Here is a 23,240-nt window from a genome sequence, read left to right as displayed (position 1 = left end):
GTTCAAAATGTAACCCCGAATGCTGTTGTGATTTAATCCCCCCGCGCCCCTTTTACAAGCACGAAGTTGGCGATTGCGGACCGGAAATTGAAAGCTCAACGGCCCCTCTTTCCACCCCGCTTGCTCATCTGCGGGGAAGGGCACCGCGCCGCCGGAACCTTGCGATCCGCCGCTCTCTTGACGGGCCGGAGCCGGGAAACTGCCGGCAGGATACGGCCATTGGCAGCGCGCCGGCCGTTATCCTCAAGAATTGAAACGACCCGGCTCAGCTGGGCTGTCATTGCCTTTTCGGTCTGCACCGCCTCGCGCGCCCGGATCGAGCGCATATAGGCGATTTGGACAGCACTCAGCATAAACACCAGAAATAAAAGCCCGGCGACAATGATCTGTGTCTCCAGGGTCAGACTCCCGAGGAGTTCTGCAACCGACATGTTCTTCCCCATTACCTTGCCCGGCGCGATGCCTTTTAGCCGCGCCCCTTCAGACTGGAACCTTATGCAGTTTTCGGGCCTTTGCCAGTGCAACGAAACATCATTGCACTTTCAATCTGCGCGCGCGGGCAGACGCTGCGGAAACGGGCAAACTGACTTAAAAACAGGCAAGCACCCGCCCGATTCAATACTTTTGCAGTGCGAAAGCCTTGTGTATGTAGGCCAGCGCAATAAGGACAAGGGGGCAAAGCCTGTTATGGATTCCATCGAAAGCCTGATCGCGGGTTACCGCGCGTTTCGCGCAGGCACCTACCGGCAGAACGAAGAGCGGTACCGGGCCTTGGCGGCTCGCCGGCAGAGGCCGAGAGCCCTCATCATCGCTTGTTGCGACAGCCGCACGGACCCGGCAATGGTGTTCAATTCCGATCCCGGTGAATTGTTTGTCGTCCGCAACGTAGCGAACCTGGTCCCGCCCTATGAACCCGACAGCCATTATCACCACGGCACCAGCGCGGCGCTAGAGTTCGGCGTCAAGGCGCTGGAAATTAAGGACATCATCGTTATGGGCCATGCCGCCTGCGGCGGCATTGAGGCAATTTACGACGATTGCTGTGGCAAGCCCGCTTCCGGTGACTTCATTCCGAGCTGGATTTCGCTGATCGAACCCGTCGCAAGGCAGGTGCTGGAAAAACATGGCGAGCTGGATCGCCACACCGTCTTGCGCAAGCTTGAGCAGGAAGCGGTGGTTGCCTCGCTCGACAGGCTGCGCAGCTTCCCCTTCATCAAGGAACGCGAAGATGCAGGCCAGCTGCGGCTGCATGGCTGGTTCTACGGGATCGGCACCGGCCTTTTGTCGATCTATGAACCCGAAGTGGGCCGCTTCAGGGACATAACGGATTGAGCGCTACTGCGCCCCGGAAATTTGTCAGCAGTGTGCCGGTTTTTCCGCGCGGATAAATGCGCCATAGACCCAGCCGGACGATCCGTCATTGCGCCCAACACGGAGCCACTGGCCGAGCAGATCCGTATCTGCGAGCGTGACCGCCTCGCATCCCTTAAGAACGCCGACCACCGCTCCGCTGTTGGCAGGCTCAAACCGGAGATAGACATCGCCTGAAACGAAATAGCTATCGATGGCAGGCGCAGCGGCCGGAGGTTCGGTTGCTTCGTTCACGGATGAAATATCGGCTTGTCCGGCGAGGAGCACCGTCATTTGCTCATGAAGCGCAGCACTCACGGGAGCGGAATACGCCGGGGAAACGGCCGGTGCTGAGACTTCCGTCCCTTCCGTCCGTGCGGCATAGGGAGATGCAGGTTGCAGCGGCATGCGTTCGATTGGCGTCGAGCTGGTCACGGCCGGTCCCGGCAACGCGGCGTCGGCAAAGGGCGCATGCCGCTCTTCCGGCAAGTCGATAAAATAGAGTCCGAGCAGCGCCGCGCCAAGCAACACACCTGCCGAGACATAACTGACGCGCCGAGGCGACACGGTCCATACTGGCTCTGGGTCGGAGTAATCCGCGCTGTCGATATGGCGATGCACCTCTTCGCCGAGTGCCGACAACGGACCCGCGATATCCACCGACAGATGCTGCGCATAGGCGCGAGTGAAACCGACCGTCTGCGGCAGGGCGGGAAGGCGCTCGAACTCACCCGCCTCGATCGCTGTCAGATAGACGGGACGAATGCGAATGGCATCGGAAATCTCGGCCAGCGACAATCCAGCCGACTGACGCGCCTCTCTGAGCTTCCGCCCGATTTCCTCTCTGTGTCCGGTCACCTGGCACCTCGCCACAATTGGTTCGCGAGAGGCTATCCGGACATGGTTACCAATATTGTACCGGCTTGTCGTTCTTTGTCGGGCCGCAAGCGGCATTCGTGCCATTCCGCGCTCTGTCTGCGGGCGGGGTGCCGGGGAAGCCGCGGCATTTCGCGCTTTTGACAATTCCTTGCCAAAAGGTAACCTGCTCCACATGCGATACGAGAATGCGCCCCTTTTCCTGACACCGGGTACGCTGCTCGCGGGATTCTAGCCCCGGGCCGGCGCTGCGTTTCTGCGCGCGACGTCCGGGGATCGCCTCATCCACCTTTCCTGACAAATCTCCGGCGGGCCTCATGGACCGCGCCGCAACGAGGTATTCCGCAATGTCCATGCGCGACACCGGCGCCTTGCGCCTGCAATCCACATCCCATGTCCGAACGGACGAAACCCGTCCGCTCATCGGCCTCCATGACTATGGGCGGCTGGAGACCGCCATCTTCGACCATCTTGATATTCTGAGCCCCATGCGGTCCCGTGTGGCGGCCCTGCTCGCCTCCGCCGCCGTCGTGCCGTCCCGCGAAGTGCCGGGCAACGTCATCACGCTCGGCAGCACCATTCGCTACCGAGTCGATGGCGACCGGCTCCAGCGCCGCATCCTCGTGCTCGGAAGCGAACACGCGCCGAATGGGCAATATGTGAATGTGCTGACGCCGGTCGGACTTGCACTGATTGGCCGCCGCGCCGGCGAAACGGTCATGACCGGGCGCCTCGATGAGGGCTCGCTCACCATCGTCATCGAAGGCCTCGACCACCAGCCCGAAGCGAAGCTTCGTGCGAAATCAAGCAATGATGACGGCAACGGACCGGAGGCCGCGTGATGGAACTGATCAGCAAGACAAAGGAAGCGCAGCAGAACCTGCCGCCCATAATCGTGGCGGAAGAACAGTTCGACGATCTCTCCGACATGTCGGAGCGGCTGGGCGATGTGCTGCCCGAGGTTTCGGCTTTCCTTGAACGCGAGCTGTCGCGGGCAAAGCTGATGCCGCTGGCCCGCATCCCCCGTGAGGTGGTGACGGTCGGCGCCACGGTCGAGTTCGTCTTCGGCATGAAGGGTCAGCCGGAAAGGCTGAAACTCGTCATGCCGTCACGCGATATCGCGGAAGGCTGCATCTCGCTCGCCTCCCCCGTCGGCGTTGCCCTGCTCGGCATGCGCGAAGGCGAAACGATCAGCTGGAGCACACGCTACGGCGACATCCGCTGGCTGAAGGTCGTGAAGGTCCACGGCCGCCACTAGCGAGGAACAAGGCCGCCCTTTCCTCTCCGGGAAGGGGCGGCCGCGCCTGCACTTTAACCGCTGTTGCCCGCCTCACATCTTCATGCGCATTCGGCCGAGATAGTCGGCCTTCCCGATCTTCACGCCGCGCATGCGGAGAATGTCGTAAGCCGTCGTCACGTGAAAATAGAAGTTCGGGAATGAGAAGGAGAGCAGGAAGTTCTCCGCTGTAAAGGGAAGCTGGTGCTTGCCGAGATGGAAGACGAGGTCCTTGCCCTCGCAACCGTTCACGGCATCCGGTGAAACCTTCTCGAGCCCTGCCTTCGCGTCTTCGACCAGCTTCTGCAGATCGGCATAGCTGTATGTGCCGGGGTCCTTGGGCGGATAGAAAGCGCCCTTCTGAATACCCTCGATGGCGCCCAGCGAATGATGCGCGATCGACGCGATCTGGAAGCTGAAGGGCAGCATGTCGTCGATCATCCGCGCCCCCACGATCTCATTCGGATCGGTTCCCTGCTCCACGCAGAAAGCGGCCCCTTTCGCGAGATAGCCGGACACGGCGCCAAGCGCCTGCAGATAGTTGGGGACAGAGAGGTCGTAAAGCGAGAGGGACATGGGGGTTTCCTTTTGGAGGCAGGGCTTGTGGCCCCGGCGTTGTATCTGGATGCCGAGACGGTAGGTGCGCGCCTTCGGATCGGTCAAGCGGAGACATGGCTCCGCGGCGATCCCCATGTATAGTGACAAGTGGGGATGACTTATGAAAATCACAAGGTATGCGACCGCGCGCCTTCTGTTGGCCGCCGCATTTTGTTGCGCGCTCCTGCCAACTCGCGCAACAGCGGAAAGTAGGGAAACTTTCCTCTGTCCCGAAGCGCTTTCCCGCAGCATACCGGAAGCAAGCCTTCCTGAGCGTTACAGCCGTGCCGAGAAAGGCGGCCCGAAAGCACAACATGACGTTGGGGTGATCTTCTTCACCGGACAGAAGTCGGCGCAGAACTATCAGGAAGCGATCAAGTGGTATCGCCCTGCTGCTGAAGGCGGGGCTATGCTCCTGCGCAATACAAGCTCGGCCTCATGTATCTGCATGGATATGGGATAGCCAAAGACAGCGCAAAGGCTGTGCACTGGTTCGAACGTGCGGCCGATCAACGGAATGCTGCCGGCCTCAACGCCCTGTCAGTTATGTATCAAAAGGGAGACGGCGTACCCAAGGATGCGAGAAAGGCAAGTATGCTGCTCCTTGCTGCCGCAGACTTGGGTTCGAGCTGCGCACAGTTCAATCTGGTTCAGGTTTATATGGGTGGCAATGGCGTTACCGCCAGCAGCGAGACCGCCGCGCGATGGATACTGAAAGCCGCGCAGGGCGGTCTGGCTCCCGCTCAATACTACTTAGGCATGATGGCCCTGAAGGGCCGCGTCGTGAAACAGGACGACGCAGAGGTCATCAAGTGGTTTCGCCTGGCCGCAGCTCAGGACTTATCCTTCGCCCAGGTCCGGGTGGGATGGATGTGTGAACAAGGCAGGGGGCGTCAATCGGAGCCTTACGACAGCGATGAAATGGTATCGTCTGGCAGCTGATCAGGGCTCCGCCTCCGCGCAGTTTTGCGTGGGGCTTGCGCATCAATTGGGCCAAGGCGCGCCGCAGAGCTACCGTGAAGCCGAACGATGGTATCTGCTTGCCGCAGAGCAAAACAATACGGAAGCGATGACCAATCTCGCCTGGATGTACAGCAGCGAAAATGCAACCGGCCAGATAGCGAGGGACGGTGTGAAAGCTTTCATGTGGGCTTCGTTGGCCGCAACGCAGGACAACAAGAAAGCCCAAGACAAACTGAAGGAGCTCTACGCCGCCCTGTCGCCTGCGGAAATCAGTGAGGCGCAAAAGCAAGCACGAGAGTGGAAAGCGGCTTATGCCAAAAAAGCGCTGCAGAAAAAATTTGGTGAGCCCTGATGGGATCGAACCATCGACCTACTGATTAAAAGTCAGCCGCTCTACCGCTGAGCTAAGGGCCCGCCGGGAAAGGCGCGGGAATCCGCCGCCTTTCTTGAAGGTGGGCGGAACTTAAGGGGCGCTTCCCACCGGGTCAACACCCTGATTTGCCGCATCCAACTTATTGTTTCAACTCAACAATCCGGCCCTCGATGCGGTGCGATGTCGCCCGCTGCCTGCGCCGCCTTGAACTCGGCGCGGAAGTCCTCGAAGCGCCCCTCGGTAATCGCCGCGCGCATCCCCGCCATCAGCGACTGGTAGTAGTGAATGTTGATCCAGCTCACCAGCATCGAGCCCAGCATCTCGCCCGACTTCACCAGATGATGCAGATAGGCGCGGCTGTAGTCGCGCGCCGCCGGGCATGTGCTTTCCTCGTCCAGCGGACGCGGGTCGGCGGCATGCCGCGCATTCTTGAGGTTCACCTTGCCGCGCCGCGTGAAGGCGAGGCCGTGTCGGCCGTTCCGCGTCGGCATCACGCAGTCGAACATGTCGATGCCGCGCGCCACCGCTTCCACAAGATCGTCCGGCGTACCGACGCCCATCAGATAGCGCGGCCGGTCCTCGGGCAGCGCTGGCGTCGTGAACTCCAGCACACGCAGCATCTCAGCCTGCCCCTCGCCCACGGCAAGCCCTCCCACCGCATAGCCGTCGAAACCGATCTCGCGCAGGCCCGCCGCCGAGCGCAGCCGCAGCGGCTCATAGGTGCTGCCCTGCACAATGCCGAACAGCGCCATGCCTTCTTTCCGGTGCGGCTGTTTCGTGAAGGCGTCCTTGGAGCGCGCGGCCCAGCGCAGCGACAGCTCCATCGACACTTGCGCCTCCTTCTCCGTCGCCGGAAAAGGTGTGCATTCGTCGAGCTGCATCTGGATGTCCGAGCCAAGCAGGCACTGGATCTCAATCGAGCGCTCCGGCGAGAGCATGTGCCGCGAACCGTCGATATGCGACTGGAAGGTCACGCCCTCCTCCGTCATCTTGCGCAGCTTCGAAAGCGACATCACCTGGAAGCCGCCGCTATCGGTAAGGATCGGATGAGGCCAGTTCATGAAGCTGTGCAGTCCGCCAAGTGCCGCCACCTCTTCCGCGCCGGGGCGCAGCATCAGGTGATAGGTATTGCCGAGCACGATGTCGGCGCCCGTCGAGCGCACCTGTTCGGGATACATCGCCTTCACCGTCGCCGCCGTGCCGACGGGCATGAAGGCCGGCGTGCGTATTTCGCCGCGTGGCGTCGAGATTGCGCCCGTCCGCGCCCGCCCGTCCGTCGCGTGAAGCGAGAAGGAAAAACTGCTCATGGCCGCGCCCCGTAGATCAGGCATGCATCGCCATAGGAATAGAAGCGATAGCGCGACGCAACCGCATGCGCATAGGCGCGCTTCATCTCGTTCGTCGAACGCAGCGCCGAGACGAGCATGAAAAGCGTCGACTTCGGCAAATGAAAATTGGTCATCAGCATGTCCGTTGCGCGGAAGCGATAGCCCGGCGTGATGAAGATGCGGGTCTCGTCCGCGAAAGGATGTAGCACACCTTGCTCGTCCGCCGCACTTTCCAGAAGCCGGAGCGACGTGGTGCCCACCGCGACGATCCGCCCGCCCTTGGCCCGCGCCTCGTTGATCGCTGCTGCTTCCGCCGCCGTCACCTCGCCCCATTCGGCATGCATCTTGTGGTCTTCGGTATCTTCAACCGTCACCGGCAGAAACGTCCCCGCGCCCACATGCAGCGTCAGGCGCACAGTGCCGACGCCACGCGCATCGAGCGCCGCAAGGAGTTCCGGCGTGAAATGGAGCCCCGCCGTCGGTGCCGCGACGGCGCCTGGCTCTGCCGCATGGAGCGTCTGGTAATCAGCCTCGTCCGCTTCGTCCGCCGCCCGCTTGCGCGCAATATAGGGCGGCAGTGGCATCTCTCCCGCCGCCGCAATCGCCGCATCGAGCTCAGGCCCCGAAAGAGAGAAGCGAAGCCCCGTCTCGCCGCCTTCCGCCTTCTCCGTCACCTCCGCCGAGAACCCGCCGGGGAACTCGATGGTCTCTCCCACATTGAGCTTCTTTGCAGGCCGCAGAAAGGCGCGCCAATCGTCAGCACCCGTCCGCATGTGAAGCATCACCTCGATCTTCGCTTCCGCCGCGCCGCGCCGCCTTGTGCCGAAAAGCCGCGCCGGGATCACCTTCGTATCGTTGAAGACGAGCATGTCGCCGGGGTTGAGGAATCCCGGCAGGTCGCGCACGCCCCGGTCGTCCAGCGCATTTTCCTCCGGCCCGATCACGAGCATCCGCGCCGCATCGCGCGGCCGCGCTGGCCGGAGCGCGATCAGCTCCTCCGGCAGCTCGAAATCGAAATCGGAAACGCGCATCGTGTTGCGCCCACTCCCTTAAAACGTCATGGCCCGGCTTGGCCGGGCCATCCACGTCTTTCTTGCTTGCGTAGAAACTGTGCCTAAGCCGCATCCGCCGCAACGCGCATCGAGACGATGCGGTCCGGCTCGCGCACCGGCTCGCCGCGCTTGATCTTGTCCACAGCGTCCATGCCGGAGACGACCCTGCCCCAGACCGTATATTGCCGGTCGAGGAAGGTCGCATCGCCGAACACGATGAAGAACTGGCTGTCGGCGCTGTTCGGGTCCTGTGTGCGGGCCATGGAGCAGACGCCGCGCACATGCGGTTCGGCCGAAAATTCCGCCGGCAGCTTCTTGCCGGAGCCGCCTGCGCCGGTGCCCGTCGGGTCGCCGCCCTGCGCCATGAAACCGTCGATAACGCGGTGGAAGGCAACGCCGTTGTAAAAGCCTTCGCGGGCGAGTTCCTTGATCCGCGCAACATGCTTTGGCGCGAGGTCGGGGCGCAATTCGATCACGACCGTCCCATGTGGGATTTCCATGATGAGCGTGTTCTCGGGATCCTTGATATCGGTCATGTGTCTCTCGATTCCGTTTTACTCGGCGTCCGCCGCAACCTGCATTTTGATGATCTTGTCCGGGTTCGCCGGCGGCTCACCCACGGCGATCATGTCGACATAATCCATGCCTTCGATGACGCGGCCGAATAGCGTGTAGTTCCCGTCAAGGAAAGTGGAGTCATCCGTCACGATGAAGAACTGGCTGTTCGCGCTGTTGGGAAGCGCCGACCGCGCCATGCCCACCGTGCCGCGAATGAAGCTCACCCGGTTGCTCGCCTCGAGCTTCACATCCGGCTTGAAAGAGCCGCCCATGCCGGTGCCCGTCGGGTCGCCCGTCTGCGCCATGAAACCGCGGATCACACGATGGAAGATGATGCCGTCATAGAAGCCCTCGCGTGACAGTTCCTTGATGCGCTCGGCATGCAGGGGGGCCACTTCCGGCAGCAATTCGATGACGACGCGGCCATCCTTGAGGTCGAGATAGATCGTGTTTTCGGGATCGGCTGCCTGGGCCGTCCCTGCAAAACCCGTCAGGGCGAAAAGCGCGATAAGCGCCGCTTTAAGTCCACGCATGTTTGACTCCTTCAACCCTTTTTCTTCTGTTTGGCAACTGCCGCCAGAACCTTCTTCTTCACAGACGCCGGCACGAAGGGCGTTATGTCGCCGCCCATGCCCGCGATCTGGCGCACCAGCGTGGACGAGATGAACTGCGTCTCTGGCGATGCCGCGAGAAACACTGTCTCGACCTTCGGGTTCATCACCCGGTTCATGCCGACCATCTGCGTCTCGTATTCGAAATCGACTGCGCCCCGCAATCCGCGAATGATGACATTGGCGCCGAATTCGTCCGCCGCAACCACCACAAGCCCGGAAAATGAAGCCGTGGAGATTTTCGCGCCGAGCTTCTTCGCTGTCGGCGTCGATTCCTTCTCGATCAGCGCGAAGCGCTCCTCAAGCGTCAGCAGCGGAACCTTGGTTGCATTGATGCCGATCGCGACAATGAGGTGGTCCACCAGCCGCAGAGACCGCCGGATCACATCGATGTGCCCGTTGGTCATCGGATCGAATGTGCCTGGATAGAGGCCGATGCGCGCCATGATCTCTCCTATTCCTCGTCCGAGCCGGTCTCTTCCACGCGCTCCACGGAGACGACGCGCTCGTCCGGATCGGTCCGGAAAATTGTCACGCCCTGCGTGCCGCGCGCCTGGATCGAGATATCATGCACCGGGCAACGGATGAGCTGCCCCGCATCGGTGACGAGCATGATCTGGTCGTCGTCTTCCACCGGGAACGAAGCGACGAGATTGCCGTTGCGTTCCGACACATCCATTGCGATCACGCCCTTGCCGCCGCGTCCCTTCGCCGGATAGCGATAGGACGAAGAGCGCCGACCGAAGCCGCGTTCCGTCACGGCAAGCACGAACTGCTCCTTCGCGCCAAGCTCGGCATAGCGTTCCGGCGACAGGGTCAGTTCTTCCGGAGCCGCATCCTCGGCATCCTCGTCATCGGTCTTCGATGGGCCTTCTTCCGTCTCCGCATCGCCCAGCATGGCGCGGCGCATGGCGGCGGCCTGTTTGAGATAGGCCTCGCGCTCGGCACTCGTCACATCGACATGGCGCAGGATCGTCATGCCGATCACCTTGTCGCCCTCATCGAGCTTGATACCGCGCACGCCAGTCGATGTCCGGCCCGCAAAGACGCGCACATCCGCCACGGCAAAGCGCGCCGAACGTCCGCCCGCTGCCGTCAGCAGCACATCGTCATCCTCGGTGCAGATCTGAACGCCGATGATGGAATCGTCGGCATCGTCGCCCTCGAACTTCATGGCAATCTTGCCATTGCGGTTGATCTGCACGAAGTCGGAAAGCTTGTTCCGCCTGACACCGCCATTCCGCGTCGCGAACATGACATGCAGGCTGTCCCAGCTTTCCTCGTCCTCCGGCATCGGCATGACGGTGGTGATGGTCTCGCCCTGCTTCAGCGGCAGAATGTTGATCATTGCCTTGCCGCGAGCTTGCGGCGTCGATTGCGGCAGACGCCACACCTTCAGCTTGTAGACCATGCCCGTCGACGAGAAGAACAGCACTGGCGTATGCGTGTTCGCCACGAAGAGGCGGGTAACGAAATCCTCTTCCTTGGTCGACATGCCGGAGCGGCCCTTGCCGCCGCGGCGCTGCGCCCGGTAGGTCGAAAGCGGCACACGCTTGATATAGCCGTGATGGCTCACGGTGACGACCATATCCTCGCGCTGGATGAGATCCTCATCCTCGAATTCGTCGCCCGCTTCGGTCAGTTCTGTCCGGCGCGGAGTCGCGAACTCGGCTTTGATTGCGCCAAGCTCCTCGCGCATGATGCCGAGCACGCGCTCGCGCGAGCGCAGAATGTCGAGATAGTCGGAAATCTTCTCGCCAAGCCCTTTCAGCTCGTCGCCGATTTCATCGCGGCCAAGCGCCGTGAGGCGCTGCAGGCGGAGATCGAGGATCGCCTTTGCCTGCTCTTCCGACATGCGGATCGTGCCGCCTTCCGAAAGCCGGTGCCGGGGATCGTCGATCAGCGCAATCAGCGGCGCAATGTCTGCCGCCGGCCAGTCGCGCGCCATCAGGGACTCTCGTGCGGTGGCGGGGTCGGGCGCGGTGCGGATCAGCTTGATCACCTCGTCGATATTCGCGACGGCGATTGCGAGGCCGACCAGCACATGTGCCCGGTCGCGCGCCTTGGCGAGTTCGAACTTCGTCCTGCGCGAGATCACTTCCTCGCGGAAGCGTACGAAGATCTCGAGGAACTGCTTGAGGTTCATCAGCTCCGGCCGCCCGTGGTCGAGCGCCAGCATGTTCGCGCCGAAGCTCTGCTGCAGCGGCGAGAAACGGTAAAGCTGGTTCAGTACGACGTCGGGCACGGCATCGCGCTTGAGTTCCACGACAACGCGCATGCCATTGCGGTCGGACTCGTCGCGCAGATCGGAAATGCCCTCGATGCGCTTGTCGCGCACCAGTTCGGCAATCTTCTCGACCATCGACGCCTTGTTCACCTGATAGGGAATTTCGGTGATGACGATGGCCTGGCGGTCCTTGCGAACCTCCTCGATATCCACCCGCCCGCGTACCACGATGGAGCCGCGCCCCGTGTGATAGGCCGAGCGCGCGCCCTGCCGCCCGAGCATGATACCCCCGGTTGGAAAGTCCGGCGCCGGCACATGCTCGATCAGCTCGTCGATGGTGATGGCCGGGTTGTCGATCAGCGCAATACAAGCGTCGATCACCTCGCCGAGATTATGCGGCGGAACATTCGTCGCCATGCCGACGGCAATGCCGTTCGCGCCATTGACCAGCAGGTTCGGCAGCTCGGCGGGCAGCACGACAGGCTCCCTCTCGGTGCCGTCGTAATTGTCCTTGAAGTCGATCGTGTTCTTGTCGATGTCTTTCAGCAGCGCATGCGCCGTCTTCGCCATGCGCACTTCGGTATAACGCATCGCGGCAGGCGGGTCGCCGTCCACCGAGCCGAAATTGCCCTGTCCGTCGAGCAGCGGCAGGCGCATGGAGAAGTCCTGCGCCATGCGCACCAGCGCGTCGTAGATCGACTGGTCGCCATGCGGGTGATATTTACCGATCACATCGCCGACCACGCGGGCCGACTTGCGATAGGGCTTGTTCCAGTCGTAGCCGTTCTCGTTCATCGAGAAGAGAATGCGGCGGTGAACCGGCTTCAGCCCGTCCCGCGCATCGGGCAGAGCACGGCTCACGATCACGCTCATCGCGTAATCGAGATAGGACGAGCGCATCTCGTCTTCGATGGAAATGGGAGAGACGTCGCGCTCCGGCGGCGGTCCGTCCGAGGACGATCCGGCAGGCGGCTTTCCGCTGCCCGAACCGCTCAGATCATCCACACCGGTATCGTTGCCCGGGCCCGGCTCGTCACCCGGAATGTCGTTGTCTTGAGTATCGGACAAGTGTTTTTCTGACGCTGTAACGGGCGGCGGTGGCGGAAGAAATCCGGCCTCGCGCGGCCCCCTGAAGGAACGAAAAAGAGGTCATCCGGCAGCCGCCGAATCCCTCTCGTTTATTGCCTTAGTCTATATCAGTTTCCGCCTGTCACGGCAACTTCATTCGCCGTGGAGAACGCTCCGTAACATGCTGAAATAAAAGGAAAAATGACGCCCGCGGAAGCCTCGCCCTTGCCCTCTCAGGGTTCCGCCCTGAACAGGATCGCCGTGGCGTCGTCATGGCGCTTGAACCGGGGCCAGAGAAGGCAGCCCGGGTCCTCTTCGCGCTCGATCTTTCTGATCTCGCCAAGCAGCGGCGAAAGCCCCTCCGCCACCGCGCGGCGTACGAAATCCGCCGGCTCATACCGGTGATAGTCGAAGACGAGCGAACCGAACCCGTCGCTGAAAACGAGCCCGGTCACAGGCCGCGAAAACGGGAAACCGGCAAGCCGCACATGCGCTGCCGCTTCTGCGTCGACCCCGAGAATCCAGTAGCCATCCTTGCTGTTCTGCCGCCGTCGCGCCGCCCGCAGATAGTCCATCACCGCGGCATTGCTGAAAGGCGCTTCGCCCGGTGCCAGCGCCCGGATGAGTTCCGCCGTGCGGCTGACGGCGCGCGCCTCCCGCGAATTGTGCTGTGCGCCGAAAATCTGCGCCTGCGCCGCCCCGTCCTCCAGCAGCACCAGTCCGCAATCCGCAAAATTGGCGGCCCTGACCCAGCCACCACCCACATGGAGAAGCATCATCGCCGCGCTCGGCCATTCATGCCGCCCGTTCGGCACCCGCAGGCGCTCGCGCTCGAAATCCCGCTCGAGCGCCTCAAGCACCTCCCGCACATGCCCGCGAAGGTCGTCGCCATGCCGCGCCGCCATTCCGGCAAACAGCGCACTCGCCCTCTGCGCCAGCCAATGCGCGCCAGTCTCTGTCCCGATCAGCGGCCCATCGGCCACATCCGTCGCCCCGTCGATCACCCACAGATGATCGCCCGCCTGGCCCTTCACATGGCCAAACGCATCTTCATTCGCCTTGCCGGGATCGCCTGGATCGCTGAGCGTTTCGAGAATGCGGAGCAAATCGTCACCAGAGAACGGGTTTCGCAATCATCAGATAGAAGATGGCAAGCACCGAAATGAACGCAGGCCATCCGCACCAGAACCAGACCCGCATGAAGTGGCGATAACGTGGCGATAGAGGCGCGCCTAAAAGAAGGGCGTCCTGCGCCATCATGCCGATTTCAGATTGCAGCCAGACGACAGGCACCCAGAACATGCCGACGATCAGATAAAGACAGATGCTCGCAACTATCCAGCTCTCGGCAAGACTGTAGCCGGTCAGATAGACCATGCCGAGCCCCGTCACGGGTTGTATGACAGCCGCCGTCGCTGTGAATAGAAAGTCGGCGATAACGACGATCCGCGCCGTGCCTGCAATCAGTGCAACATCGCCTCGCCTGTCCGCCATGAACATGAAGAAAGCGATGCCAAGCCCAGTCCCGAAAAGAACAGCAGCGCCGAGAATGTGAAGCAGCTTCAGGATCAGAAAGAAGTCCATCAGCGCCGCTCCGCCCAGGCCATGACGACAAGCGTCGCAAAGACAAGAGGGACGGCCTTCATCAGCGCCCCGAATGGATCAAGCCACATCGCAGGCAGCCAGATGCTCAGCACCACAAGATAGGCAAGCGTCAGCGCAATCTGCAGCGAGCCGAACAAGCGCACCCGCCACCCCGCGAGAAATGGAAGACCGAGGGTAATATCGGCGATACCCGCAGTAGTGACGAGAAGCCGCGATGCATATTCGTCCAGCCCTGTCGCCCCGACAAAACCTGCCGCGACGAGATTGACCGATGGCAGTAATGAAATGACGCCGGTCGCAACCCAGAACAGGCCGATTGCAATACGAAGAAGCGCTACCGCGATTGCGCTTCGGGCGTGAAGACGATCCTGCAGCGTTGACGGGTTGTCTGCCAGCGCCACTTCCATTGGCCGCGGCACGACACCGGTCGCTGCTACGGCGGCATCGCAATTTGCCGTATTGCCAAGTTCCATCTGGCGAAGCGATGAACTTCGGAATGCGGTCGGCAATCCGAACCAGCCCGCCATATCGCCAAGCAGCAGCATCGGCTTTGCGAGCCAGGCCGGAATATTCAGCACATGCGCATCGGGAAAGCCGAGCCACCGCCGCATAAGAACAGCAATCTCTCGCGTAGTCTTCGGCACCGGTCCGGTAATGGCGATCTCGATACGCGACGGCGCATCCGGCTCCACCAGCCGCACGACCGATGCCACGAGATCATCCATGAAAACGGGTTGGAACGCGTGGCGCCCGCCATCGACAAGTGGCGCGACGCCGGGCAGCCCCGCAAGCGAGCGAAGCAATGTCGTGCCGCCAAAGCTGCCCCGCCCATAAACAAGCGACGGCTTCAGAACGACCCAGTCGATATCGAGGGATTTCAGAAAATCATCGCCAACGCTCTTGCTGGCGGAATAGTCGGTGCCGGCTTCGGCTTCTGCCCCGAGCGCAGAAATCTGCACGACACGGCGAACGCCCACTTTTTGGGCCGCGCCAAAGAGTGCGATGGGCCCGTCGACATGAGCATGCTGATGGGTGTCCTGCGCAGTCGACTGCAAGATGCCGATGCAGTTGACAACCGCTTCCACCCCGGCAAGTCGCGGCAGCCAGATGGCCTCATCGGTATCCTTGTTGAAATCGCAGAACTGCCATTCAAATCCGGGCAGCAATCGCCGGCCTAGTGCGAGGTCGCGCCCGTAGGCCACAACCTCATGTCCCGCCCGCGCCAGCCCCACCGCGATGTGCTGCCCGATGAAGCCATAGGCTCCCGTGACCAGCACCCGCATGCCGTATCGCCCTCAGAACGGAATTTCGTCGTCGAGGTCTTGCGAGAAATTGCCCCGGCCACCGCCGCCGCCCGATGAGCTGCTGCCGTAATCGTCCGAGCCGCCATAATCACCGCCGCCGCCCGAAGCCCCGCCGGAACGGCCATCCAGCATGGTCAGCGTCGAGTTGAAGCCCTGCAGCACGACTTCCGTCGAATAGCGTTCCTGGCCCGACTGGTCGGTCCATTTGCGGGTCTGCAGCGCGCCTTCGATATAGACCTTCGAGCCCTTCTTCACATATTGCTCGATGACCTTGCAGAGCCCCTCGTTGAACACAACCACGCGGTGCCACTCGGTCTTTTCCTTCCGCTCGCCCGTATTCTTGTCGCGCCAGGTTTCTGACGTGGCGATGCGCAGATTGGCGATTGGCCGGCCGTCCTGCGTGCGGCGGATTTCAGGGTCCGCGCCCAGATTGCCCACCAGGATCACCTTGTTGACGCTGCCTGCCATATTCGTCTCGCCTCGCGCTGGAATTGTCTCTCTGCGCCGGACCCTAGCTGCCACAGCGGCCCCATGCCAGCGTCCTGCTCAAAAAACCTGTGGATCAAACAATGAAGCTGATGGCAGCGAACAGAAGCCCGAGCCCGACAACCAGCATCGCACCGAACTGCAAGGTCTGGTGCGAAAGCGCCAGCCTCAAATCTTCCTTCGTCACGAGATCGGCTATGATCATGTCGCGGGCGAGCCTCGCATGCTCGTCGGAAAGCTGTTTCGATGCCCCTGCGGCCTGAAGCCGCGCGGAATAACCCAGCGTATAAAAACTCAATCCCATATGCCCTCCCCGTGCTGGCATTTAAAGGACTTGAAATCCGAAAATTGTTCTCCATATGTTCTCACGGTCGTCAAACTGGGGCAAGATGATTTTGAGACTTCCGATTCTTTTCCGCTTCCGAAACTTTACCGGCCTTGAAGCGGAAGCCGCCGCCCTACATACATAATGCCTGAGACCAAGCCGCATTCCCTGAAGCGTAAGATCCGCGCCGCCCGCAAGGCTGGCCGCGCCCGTGAAAGTTCCGGCCCGATGAGCACCGCCTCGAAGAAGCCCACCTCAAGCAAGAAAAGCGATAGCCAGAACCGCTTCATCCGCGTTCTCGGCGCCCGCGAGCACAATCTGCGCAATGTCAGTGTGGAACTGCCGCGCGACGAGCTGATCGTGATTACCGGCCTTTCCGGCTCCGGCAAGTCGTCGCTTGCCTTCGACACGATCTATGCCGAGGGCCAGCGCCGCTATGTCGAAAGCCTCTCGGCCTATGCGCGGCAATTCCTCGAAATGATGCAGAAGCCTGATGTCGACCAGATCGACGGTCTTTCGCCGGCCATTTCCATCGAACAGAAGACGACTTCGCGCAATCCACGCTCGACGGTCGGTACAGTCACCGAGATCTACGACTATATGCGCCTTCTCTGGGCGCGCATCGGCGTGCCCTATTCGCCGGCGACGGGCCTTCCCATCGAAAGCCAGACGGTGAGCCAGATGGTAGACCGCGTGATGGCTCTCCCCGAAGGCACGCGGCTTTACCTGTTGGCGCCCATCATCCGCGGACGCAAGGGCGAGTACCGCAAGGAATTCGCCGAGCTGCAGAAGAAGGGTTTCCAGCGTGTGAAGGTGGACGGCACCTTCTGCGAGATCGCCGAAGTGCCGGCGCTCAACAAGAAGCTGAAACACGATATCGATGTGGTGGTGGACCGCATCGTCGTCCGCCCCGACCTCGGCAACCGCCTCGCCGACAGTTTCGAAATCGCGCTCGACCTCGCAGACGGCATCGCCGTGATCGAAATGGCGGATGTGAAAAAGGGTGAGGATGCCGAACGCATCACCTTCTCGTCGCGTTTCGCCTGTCCCGTTTCCGGCTTCACCATCGACGAGATAGAGCCGCGCCTCTTCTCCTTCAACAATCCCTTCGGTGCCTGCCCCTCCTGCGACGGGCTCGGCACCCAGTTCTACATGGATCCGGACCTTGTCGTGCCGGATCACGGGTTGTCGCTGAAAAAAGGTGCCATCGCGCCTTGGTCGCGCTCCACCTCGCCCTACTACACGCAGACGCTGCAGGCGCTGGCCAAGCAGTACAATTTCTCCATGACCGTCCCTTGGTCGCAGCTGCCGGAAGAAGCGCAGAACGTCATCCTCTATGGCACCGGCGAGGAAGTCGTCACCTTCGCCTATGACGACGGCATGCGCTCCTACAAGACGAAAAAACCGTTCGAAGGCGTCATTCCGAACCTCGAACGCCGCTGGCGCGAGACCGACAGTTCCTGGGCGCGCGAGGAAATCGAACGCTACCAGGGCGTCACCAATTGTGACGATTGCGGCGGCTACAGGCTCAAGCCCGAGTCGCTGGCGGTGAAGATCGCTCGTCTCCATGTCGGCCAGGTCTCGCAAATGTCGATCCGCGAGGCCGATGCCTGGTTCCGCGACCTGAACCAGCACCTGACCGCCAAGCAGAACGAAATCGCCGGCCGCGTCCTGAAAGAAATCCGCGAGCGCCTGCACTTCCTCAACAATGTCGGCCTCGAATATCTCACCCTCTCGCGCAACTCCGGCACATTGTCCGGCGGCGAAAGCCAGCGCATCCGCCTCGCCTCGCAGATCGGCTCCGGCCTTACCGGCGTTCTCTATGTGCTGGACGAGCCCTCCATCGGCCTCCACCAGCGCGACAATGACCGCCTGCTCGACACGCTGAAGCGGCTGCGCGACCTCGGCAATACGGTCATCGTGGTCGAGCATGACGAAGACGCGATCCGCGTCGCCGATCATGTCGTCGACATGGGACCGGGCGCCGGCATCCACGGCGGCCGCGTCGTCGCCGAGGGCACGCCCGATGACATCATGGCGAACCCCGACAGCCTCACCGGCCAGTATCTCACCGGCTTCCGCCAGATCGAAGTCCCGAAGGAGCGCCGCAAGGGCAACGGCAAATGGCTGAAGGTCACCGGCGCGAAGGAAAACAACTTGAAGAATGTCACGGCGGAAATTCCCCTCGGCACCTTCACCTGCGTCACCGGCGTCTCCGGCGGCGGCAAGTCCACGCTCCTCATCGAGACGATCTACAAGGCGGTCGCCCGCCGTCTCAACAACACGCGCGAACATCCCGGCGCTTTCGATGAAATCGTCGGCCTCGAACATCTCGACAAGATCATCGACATCGACCAGTCGCCCATCGGCCGCACGCCGCGGTCGAACCCGGCGACCTATACCGGCGCCTTCACCTTCATTCGCGACTGGTTTGCCGAATTGCCGGAAAGCCGGGCCCGCGGCTACAAGCCCGGCCGCTTCTCCTTCAACGTCAAGGGCGGCCGCTGCGAGGCCTGCCAGGGCGACGGCGTCATCAAGATCGAGATGCACTTCCTCCCCGACGTCTATGTCGAATGCGACGCCTGCCACGGCCACCGCTATAACCGCGAAACGCTTGAAGTGAAGTTCAAGGACAAGTCGATCGCCGACGTCCTCGAAATGACGGTCGATGAGGCCGCCACCTTCTTCAAGGCGGTTCCCGCCGTCCGCGACAAGATGGAAGTGCTGCAGCGCGTCGGCCTCGGTTACATCAAGGTCGGGCAGCAGGCGACAACGCTCTCGGGCGGCGAAGCGCAGCGAGTCAAACTCGCCAAGGAACTCTCGAAGCGCGCCACCGGCCGCACGATCTACATTCTCGATGAGCCGACGACGGGCCTCCATTTCCACGACGTGGCGAAACTCCTCGAAGTGCTGCACGAACTCGTCGACAGCGGCAACACCGTCGTCGTCATCGAGCACAATCTCGAAGTCATCAAGACCGCCGACTGGATACTCGATCTGGGCCCCGAAGGCGGCGATGGCGGCGGCGAGATCGTGGCCGCCGGCACACCGGAAGATGTCGCCGCCGAGGCCCGCTCCTACACCGGCCAGTATCTGAAGGAACTCTTCAAGCGCCGCCCCGGCAAGGCAGGCATGAAGAAGGCGAGCGCCGCCGCAAAGAGCGGCCTCAGCGTCCGCAAGTCCGAGCCGAAACCGAAAGCCGCTGCGAAAAGAAAATGGCCGAAGCCCGGTGCTAGGCGGTATCGCGTCTAAGGCGCACAGGAACTTCCGGGTTGAGGAACGCCAGAACATGTCTGGCAACCTCTTCCGGCCTTTCTTCATGCGGCAGAAATCCCGCTCTTTCGATAACCGCAAGACTTGCCTTGTCCGGCATTCGAGCAACCATCTCCCGCGCACGCTTGACCGGAAAGACGCCATCCTTCTCGCCCCAAACGAACAGCATCGGCACTTCGATCTTCGCATGCAGGACATCGAGCCGCGCAACGAAACTGTGGTCAACCCCGAGCAGATATTCGAGGAGGCCGCGATAGGCATGGTCGGAGCGCAACCAGCTCGTCACGAACAGATCCATATATTCGTCGTCGATCATTCGCTTGTCGAAAAAGAAGCCGACATTGCCAAGCCAGCGGCGCATCAGCGCGGGCGAGCCGAGCGCCGCCTTGAAAAGCGCGCGGCCCCACCGTCGCCGGAATGCCCATTGCAGCTTGGGTACGACACCGGGAAGATGTCCCGGAACTTCCGTGTCTATGGCGACGATTCTGTCGACCCTCGCTGCATCCGATACGGCCAGCATCCGGGCAAAGGTTCCGCCTGTATCGTGGCCTATCACGGAGTATCCGGTGAGCTTCATTCGGTCGGCAAAGGCGCGAACGCGCTCGACATGTCCGTAGAAGGAAAAATTGGTGTGGCGGCTCCAGCCGCTTTCTCCCATGCCGGCAGCGTCAAGCGCATAGCACGTGTAATGCGGCTCGAGCATCGGCAGCAGCTTGCGGAAGCTCGCCTTGTGAAATGGCCAGCCATGCAGCAAGATCAGCGCCGGTCCGCTTCCGGAAACGGTGTAGGCAAGTTCAATATCTTCGTAAGGGAATGTCAGGGTTTCAGCCATTTTGCGCTCTTTCCGTTTGTACCGGACCGCAGGTTCGGCGGAGCCGCGTCGTGGCGCCACTACCCGGAAGGTAAGAAAATCGTCATGGACACGATCTTGCAGGACGAGAGCATTTTTGGCGTTCATCTGCGCCGCGCCCGTCTTGAGAAAAAGATAAGTCAGGAAGAACTTGCCGAGTTCGCAGGCATCTCGCCGCGGCACATGAGTTTCCTTGAAACCGGCAGGTCCCGTCCGGGCCGGGATGTTGTGCTACGCCTTGGCGATGCGCTGGAATTGTCGGCAAGCGAGCGCAATGCGCTGCTTCGCCTCGCCGGATTCGCACCTGCATTCGCACATGACGATCTCGGCCAGTCGGGCCGCCTGCTCGCTCTCGATGCCGTGTCCAAACTTCTGGACGCGCAGGGCGGCATTCCCGCCGTCGCATCGGACTCACTTGGCAACATTCTCGAAATGAATGACGCCGCTATCCGGTTTTTCAACTTCTCCCGCGAAAACCCGGTTACTGCAGGCGACAATCTGTTCGAGTTTTTCTTTTCCGATACGGAATTGCGCTCCTCAGTCGTGAATTGGCATGAAATTGCACCCGCCCTGCTCCATCACCTCGAACAGGAAGCGCTTATCGCCCCGAACCAGGTTGAGGCGAGGCGGTTGGTAGCCCGCATCCGGCGCCTTGCCGGCCCCGGCGTCGAACCGGCGTCTGCCGAGTTGCCGATCTTCCGCTTCGAAATTCAAAACGACGGCCGGCAGCTTGCGTTCATTTCGAACTACAGCACTTTCGGCGCTCCCTATGATGCGACGATGCAGTCCATCCGCATAGAATGCTTCTTCCCGGCCAGCCCGGAATCCAGATCATTTCTGCAAACCTTGAATGCTGAATCTGACGTTGAAAGTCTTGATCTTCCAGATGCCCGGTCCACTGCGACCTGAAAACGCAACACGTCTGCTTGAGAGATTTCACCAGGACACCGGGGAATATGGTCCAGATTGATCGTCGTGAGTTTTTGAGGCTATTCACAGCGACCGTCGGCTGTTTTGCCGTCACCGCCACCGCCACGCCTTTCTTGCCGCGCCTCGGTCATGCCAAGGCAGCACCGTTTTCCTTCCACTTCCCGCAAGGCCTCGCCTCCGGCGACCCGCAGCCCGATGCCGTCATGCTCTGGACGCGGGTCGAGGCGCTCGATCCGGAGGCAGCCCTCCCCAATGGCGATATCGACCTCTATCTGCAAGTCGCAACGGACGAGAAGTTCGAGCGTGTCGTCGTCGAACAGGCCGTGCGCGCGAGCCGTGCCTCCGATCACGCGGTCCGCGTCTTCGTGCAGGGCCTCGCGCCGGACACGGTCTACCACTATCGCTTTCATGCCGGACGAGACCAGACGCCGCTGCCCGGGCGCACCCGCACGGCGCCGCAGCCTGGCGCATCCCGGAAGGTTCGCTTCGCCGCTGTCTCTTGTCAGAACTATGAACAAGGCTACTTCGGCGCCTTACGCCGCCTCGTGAACGACGACATCGCGGCAGCACCCGGCGAACAGATCGACTTCGTGCTGCATCTCGGCGACTTCATCTATGAACGCACCGGCGACGTACCGGAGGAACAGCGGCCAGAAAGATTGATCGGGCCCCTGCCCGACGGTTCGGACCCCTGGGTGCCGGACGGAACGAGGCCGCACTGGCAGAAAGGAAGTCAGGCGGCGGTCTCGCTCGCCGACTACCGCCATCTCTACAAGGTCTATCTTACCGATCCCGACCTGCAGGCGGCCCGGGCGCGCTTTCCCTTTGTGCATACATGGGACGACCATGAATTCACCAACGACGCATGGCAGGCACACGATACCTATTTTGGCGACGGCGATCCGGCGCAGAAGCGGAAACTTGCCGCAAACCGCGCTTGGTTCGAATTCATCCCTGCCGTTCTCACCCGCGCCCGCGCCTTCAATGGCATTGCCGCGCCCGCACATGATTTCCGGAATGCGCGCGTCGAAGACGTACCGCTCGGCGAACATGACGAAAACTGGCTCTATCAGGGCGACAGCCTGAAAGCCGTAACGAGCCTGACGATCTATCGCACGCTCCGCTGGGGCGCGATGCTCGATCTCGTGCTGACGGATCTCCGCTCCTACCGCAGCCCGCCGGTCATTTCAGAGGAAGTAAAGGCACTCATCAAGGGCGCGCCCATGCCGCCTGTACGGATCGTGCAGACCCTCGACGCCGGCCGTACCGCCAATGAAGGAAATCCGCCCGAAGCGATTCAATATGGCGACAGGGAAATCGTGAACCCGCGCAAGGATCTTCCGCCCGGCACACAGCTGGGTGCCGCCCAGAAGGCTTGGTTCAAGCAGGTGATGAAGGCGTCGACCGCGAAATGGCGCATCTGGGTAAATGGCGGCCCCGCATTGCAGATGCGCCTCGATTTCTCGCGCATTCCTTTCGCCGGTTTCGAAGATGGCTATGTCGGCACAGATGCCTGGCAGGGCTATCCCGGCGAATTGCAGGAGCTTCTTCGCTTCATCAAGGAGGAAGGCATCGGCAACACCGTGTCGATCGCGGGCGATTACCACACATTCGCCGCGGGCCGTCTGCCCGTCGATCCGGATGCGGATGAATTGAGCTTTGCAGTCCCGGAGTTTGTGACGGCGGCGATCAGCTCGTCCTCAATGTACTCAATGGCGGATCGCGGTACAAGAAACAGCGGCTTCTTCCATCGCGCAGTCACGCTGGATGAAAACGGCGCGAAGCGGGAAAACTGGAACAACACGCTGGTAAACGGCCTGCGCGCCGGCATCCTCGTCAATTACACGAACTCGGAATATCTCTTCGATCTCGTTCGCAATGAGCGCGCGAGCCCCGGCCTCGACTACATGGATTCCGACGCGCATGGCTACACGCTGGTGACGTTGAACGACGACGGGATCGCCGCCGAACAGGTGAATGTCGGCAATGTCATGCGCGACGAGGGCCCGGAGGGTCCCGCCGTGATGCGCCGGGCACGCTTTCGAGTTCCGGCCTGGGAGGGCGACGCTGAACCGGCGCGTCCTGAGCCTGAGTTTGAAGGTCCTCCACCCTATCCGTGGAAGCCACCGTCAGACGTCGAAAAGTGAGAAATTTGACGCTGCGGCGTCTGCGACTAAGCTTTCCCAAA

Annotated in this window: 24 protein-coding genes and 1 tRNA gene; 9 read left to right on the top strand and 16 right to left on the bottom strand. The window is 61.6% G+C overall.

Going from position 1 to position 23,240, the window contains the following annotated elements:
* Window positions 1-95: 95 nt before the first annotated feature.
* Entirely contained in the window at window positions 96-431 is a 336-nt protein-coding gene (locus ACK4FH_RS12475; protein ID WP_409814147.1) for a hypothetical protein, read from the bottom strand.
* Here ACK4FH_RS12475 and ACK4FH_RS12470 point away from each other — a divergent pair.
* The gene (locus ACK4FH_RS12470; protein WP_409814145.1) at window positions 430-1,332 is read left to right on the top strand and encodes a carbonic anhydrase; all 903 of its coding nucleotides are present in this window, start codon (window positions 430-432) and stop codon (window positions 1,330-1,332) included. The genes ACK4FH_RS12475 and ACK4FH_RS12470 overlap by 2 nt on opposite strands.
* 24 nt (window positions 1,333-1,356) lie before the next feature.
* Here ACK4FH_RS12470 and ACK4FH_RS12465 read toward each other — a convergent pair whose 3' ends face one another.
* Window positions 1,357-2,208 carry a helix-turn-helix domain-containing protein gene (locus ACK4FH_RS12465; RefSeq protein WP_409814142.1) on the bottom strand — a complete coding sequence of 284 codons (852 nt, stop codon included), beginning with the start codon at window positions 2,206-2,208 and terminating at the stop codon, window positions 1,357-1,359.
* 365 nt (window positions 2,209-2,573) lie between these two features.
* Between ACK4FH_RS12465 and ACK4FH_RS12460 the strand changes: the two genes are divergently transcribed.
* Both ACK4FH_RS12460 and ACK4FH_RS12455 read left to right on the top strand, forming a co-directional pair.
* Complete coding sequence (locus ACK4FH_RS12460) at window positions 2,574-3,068, top strand: GreA/GreB family elongation factor (protein WP_409814139.1); 495 nt, start codon at window positions 2,574-2,576, stop codon at window positions 3,066-3,068.
* Window positions 3,068-3,484, top strand: a complete 417-nt coding sequence (locus tag ACK4FH_RS12455) for a GreA/GreB family elongation factor (RefSeq protein WP_409814136.1) — start codon at window positions 3,068-3,070, stop codon at window positions 3,482-3,484. The genes ACK4FH_RS12460 and ACK4FH_RS12455 overlap by 1 nt, the downstream gene beginning before the upstream one ends.
* Before the next feature lie 72 nt (window positions 3,485-3,556).
* On the opposite strand, the gene ACK4FH_RS12450 is transcribed toward ACK4FH_RS12455, so the two are convergent.
* Window positions 3,557-4,078 carry a DUF1993 family protein gene (locus tag ACK4FH_RS12450; protein WP_409814135.1) on the bottom strand — a complete coding sequence of 174 codons (522 nt, stop codon included), beginning with the start codon at window positions 4,076-4,078 and terminating at the stop codon, window positions 3,557-3,559.
* 142 nt (window positions 4,079-4,220) lie between these two features.
* Here ACK4FH_RS12450 and ACK4FH_RS12445 point away from each other — a divergent pair, with 142 nt between their 5' ends.
* Genes ACK4FH_RS12445 through ACK4FH_RS12435 form a run of 3 tightly spaced genes read left to right on the top strand, consistent with a single transcriptional unit; the run spans window position 4,221 to window position 5,414 of the window.
* A complete protein-coding gene (locus ACK4FH_RS12445; protein ID WP_409814133.1) occupies window positions 4,221-4,562 on the top strand; it encodes a hypothetical protein in 342 nt (113 codons plus the stop codon).
* Entirely contained in the window at window positions 4,538-5,041 is a 504-nt protein-coding gene (locus tag ACK4FH_RS12440; RefSeq protein WP_409814130.1) for a tetratricopeptide repeat protein, read from the top strand. The genes ACK4FH_RS12445 and ACK4FH_RS12440 overlap by 25 nt, the downstream gene beginning before the upstream one ends.
* Window positions 5,016-5,414, top strand: coding sequence for a tetratricopeptide repeat protein (locus ACK4FH_RS12435; protein ID WP_409814127.1), 399 nt, complete (start codon window positions 5,016-5,018; stop codon window positions 5,412-5,414). Before ACK4FH_RS12440 ends, ACK4FH_RS12435 begins: the two co-directional genes overlap by 26 nt.
* On the opposite strand, the gene ACK4FH_RS12430 is transcribed toward ACK4FH_RS12435, so the two are convergent.
* The 12 genes from ACK4FH_RS12430 to ACK4FH_RS12375 form a co-directional block, all read right to left on the bottom strand.
* Window positions 5,402-5,476 (bottom strand) — tRNA-Lys (locus ACK4FH_RS12430). The genes ACK4FH_RS12435 and ACK4FH_RS12430 overlap by 13 nt on opposite strands.
* 111 nt (window positions 5,477-5,587) lie before the next feature.
* A complete protein-coding gene (gene tgt, locus ACK4FH_RS12425) occupies window positions 5,588-6,742 on the bottom strand; it encodes a tRNA guanosine(34) transglycosylase Tgt (RefSeq protein WP_409814124.1) in 1,155 nt (384 codons plus the stop codon).
* Window positions 6,739-7,794, bottom strand: a complete 1,056-nt coding sequence (gene queA / locus ACK4FH_RS12420) for a tRNA preQ1(34) S-adenosylmethionine ribosyltransferase-isomerase QueA (protein ID WP_409814122.1) — start codon at window positions 7,792-7,794, stop codon at window positions 6,739-6,741. The genes tgt and queA overlap by 4 nt, the downstream gene beginning before the upstream one ends.
* An 83-nt stretch (window positions 7,795-7,877) precedes the next feature.
* Window positions 7,878-8,351, bottom strand: a complete 474-nt coding sequence (locus ACK4FH_RS12415) for a peptidylprolyl isomerase (protein WP_409814119.1) — start codon at window positions 8,349-8,351, stop codon at window positions 7,878-7,880.
* Between the two features lie 18 nt (window positions 8,352-8,369).
* Window positions 8,370-8,906: a peptidylprolyl isomerase gene (locus ACK4FH_RS12410; RefSeq protein WP_409814117.1), complete on the bottom strand. Its 537-nt coding sequence runs from the start codon at window positions 8,904-8,906 to the stop codon at window positions 8,370-8,372.
* A gap of 11 nt (window positions 8,907-8,917) precedes the next feature.
* Window positions 8,918-9,430, bottom strand: a complete 513-nt coding sequence (gene coaD / locus ACK4FH_RS12405; protein WP_409814116.1) for a pantetheine-phosphate adenylyltransferase — start codon at window positions 9,428-9,430, stop codon at window positions 8,918-8,920.
* A gap of 8 nt (window positions 9,431-9,438) precedes the next feature.
* Window positions 9,439-12,255 carry a DNA gyrase subunit A gene (gene gyrA, locus ACK4FH_RS12400; RefSeq protein ID WP_409815282.1) on the bottom strand — a complete coding sequence of 939 codons (2,817 nt, stop codon included), beginning with the start codon at window positions 12,253-12,255 and terminating at the stop codon, window positions 9,439-9,441.
* Between the two features lie 257 nt (window positions 12,256-12,512).
* Window positions 12,513-13,385 (bottom strand): protein phosphatase 2C domain-containing protein, encoded by an 873-nt coding sequence (locus tag ACK4FH_RS12395; protein ID WP_409814114.1) that lies wholly within the window; start codon window positions 13,383-13,385, stop codon window positions 12,513-12,515.
* A 4-nt stretch (window positions 13,386-13,389) separates the two neighbouring features.
* The gene (locus ACK4FH_RS12390) at window positions 13,390-13,863 is read right to left on the bottom strand and encodes a DUF2269 family protein (protein ID WP_409814112.1); all 474 of its coding nucleotides are present in this window, start codon (window positions 13,861-13,863) and stop codon (window positions 13,390-13,392) included.
* Window positions 13,863-15,167 (bottom strand): SDR family oxidoreductase, encoded by a 1,305-nt coding sequence (locus ACK4FH_RS12385; protein ID WP_409814109.1) that lies wholly within the window; start codon window positions 15,165-15,167, stop codon window positions 13,863-13,865. The genes ACK4FH_RS12390 and ACK4FH_RS12385 overlap by 1 nt, the downstream gene beginning before the upstream one ends.
* Before the next feature lie 12 nt (window positions 15,168-15,179).
* A complete protein-coding gene (locus tag ACK4FH_RS12380) occupies window positions 15,180-15,656 on the bottom strand; it encodes a single-stranded DNA-binding protein (protein WP_409814106.1) in 477 nt (158 codons plus the stop codon).
* A 94-nt stretch (window positions 15,657-15,750) separates the two neighbouring features.
* Window positions 15,751-15,978, bottom strand: coding sequence for a hypothetical protein (locus ACK4FH_RS12375; protein ID WP_409814104.1), 228 nt, complete (start codon window positions 15,976-15,978; stop codon window positions 15,751-15,753).
* A gap of 249 nt (window positions 15,979-16,227) precedes the next feature.
* On the opposite strand from ACK4FH_RS12375, the gene uvrA reads away from it, so the two are divergent.
* Window positions 16,228-19,251 (top strand): excinuclease ABC subunit UvrA, encoded by a 3,024-nt coding sequence (uvrA, locus tag ACK4FH_RS12370; RefSeq protein WP_409814101.1) that lies wholly within the window; start codon window positions 16,228-16,230, stop codon window positions 19,249-19,251.
* Here the strand turns inward: uvrA and ACK4FH_RS12365 are convergent.
* Window positions 19,232-20,026 carry an alpha/beta fold hydrolase gene (locus ACK4FH_RS12365; protein ID WP_409814099.1) on the bottom strand — a complete coding sequence of 265 codons (795 nt, stop codon included), beginning with the start codon at window positions 20,024-20,026 and terminating at the stop codon, window positions 19,232-19,234. The genes uvrA and ACK4FH_RS12365 overlap by 20 nt on opposite strands.
* Between ACK4FH_RS12365 and ACK4FH_RS12360 the strand changes: the two genes are divergently transcribed.
* Complete coding sequence (locus ACK4FH_RS12360; protein WP_409814097.1) at window positions 20,003-21,031, top strand: helix-turn-helix domain-containing protein; 1,029 nt, start codon at window positions 20,003-20,005, stop codon at window positions 21,029-21,031. The two genes, ACK4FH_RS12365 and ACK4FH_RS12360, sit on opposite strands and share 24 nt — an antisense overlap.
* 47 nt (window positions 21,032-21,078) lie before the next feature.
* Entirely contained in the window at window positions 21,079-23,199 is a 2,121-nt protein-coding gene (locus ACK4FH_RS12355; RefSeq protein ID WP_409814096.1) for an alkaline phosphatase D family protein, read from the top strand.
* Window positions 23,200-23,240 lie beyond the last annotated feature (41 nt).

It is taken from the genome of Parvibaculum sp. (assembly GCF_046297875.1).
In the GTDB taxonomy this organism is placed as follows: domain Bacteria; phylum Pseudomonadota; class Alphaproteobacteria; order Parvibaculales; family Parvibaculaceae; genus Parvibaculum.
This window is presented reverse-complemented; position numbering and strand designations above follow the sequence as displayed.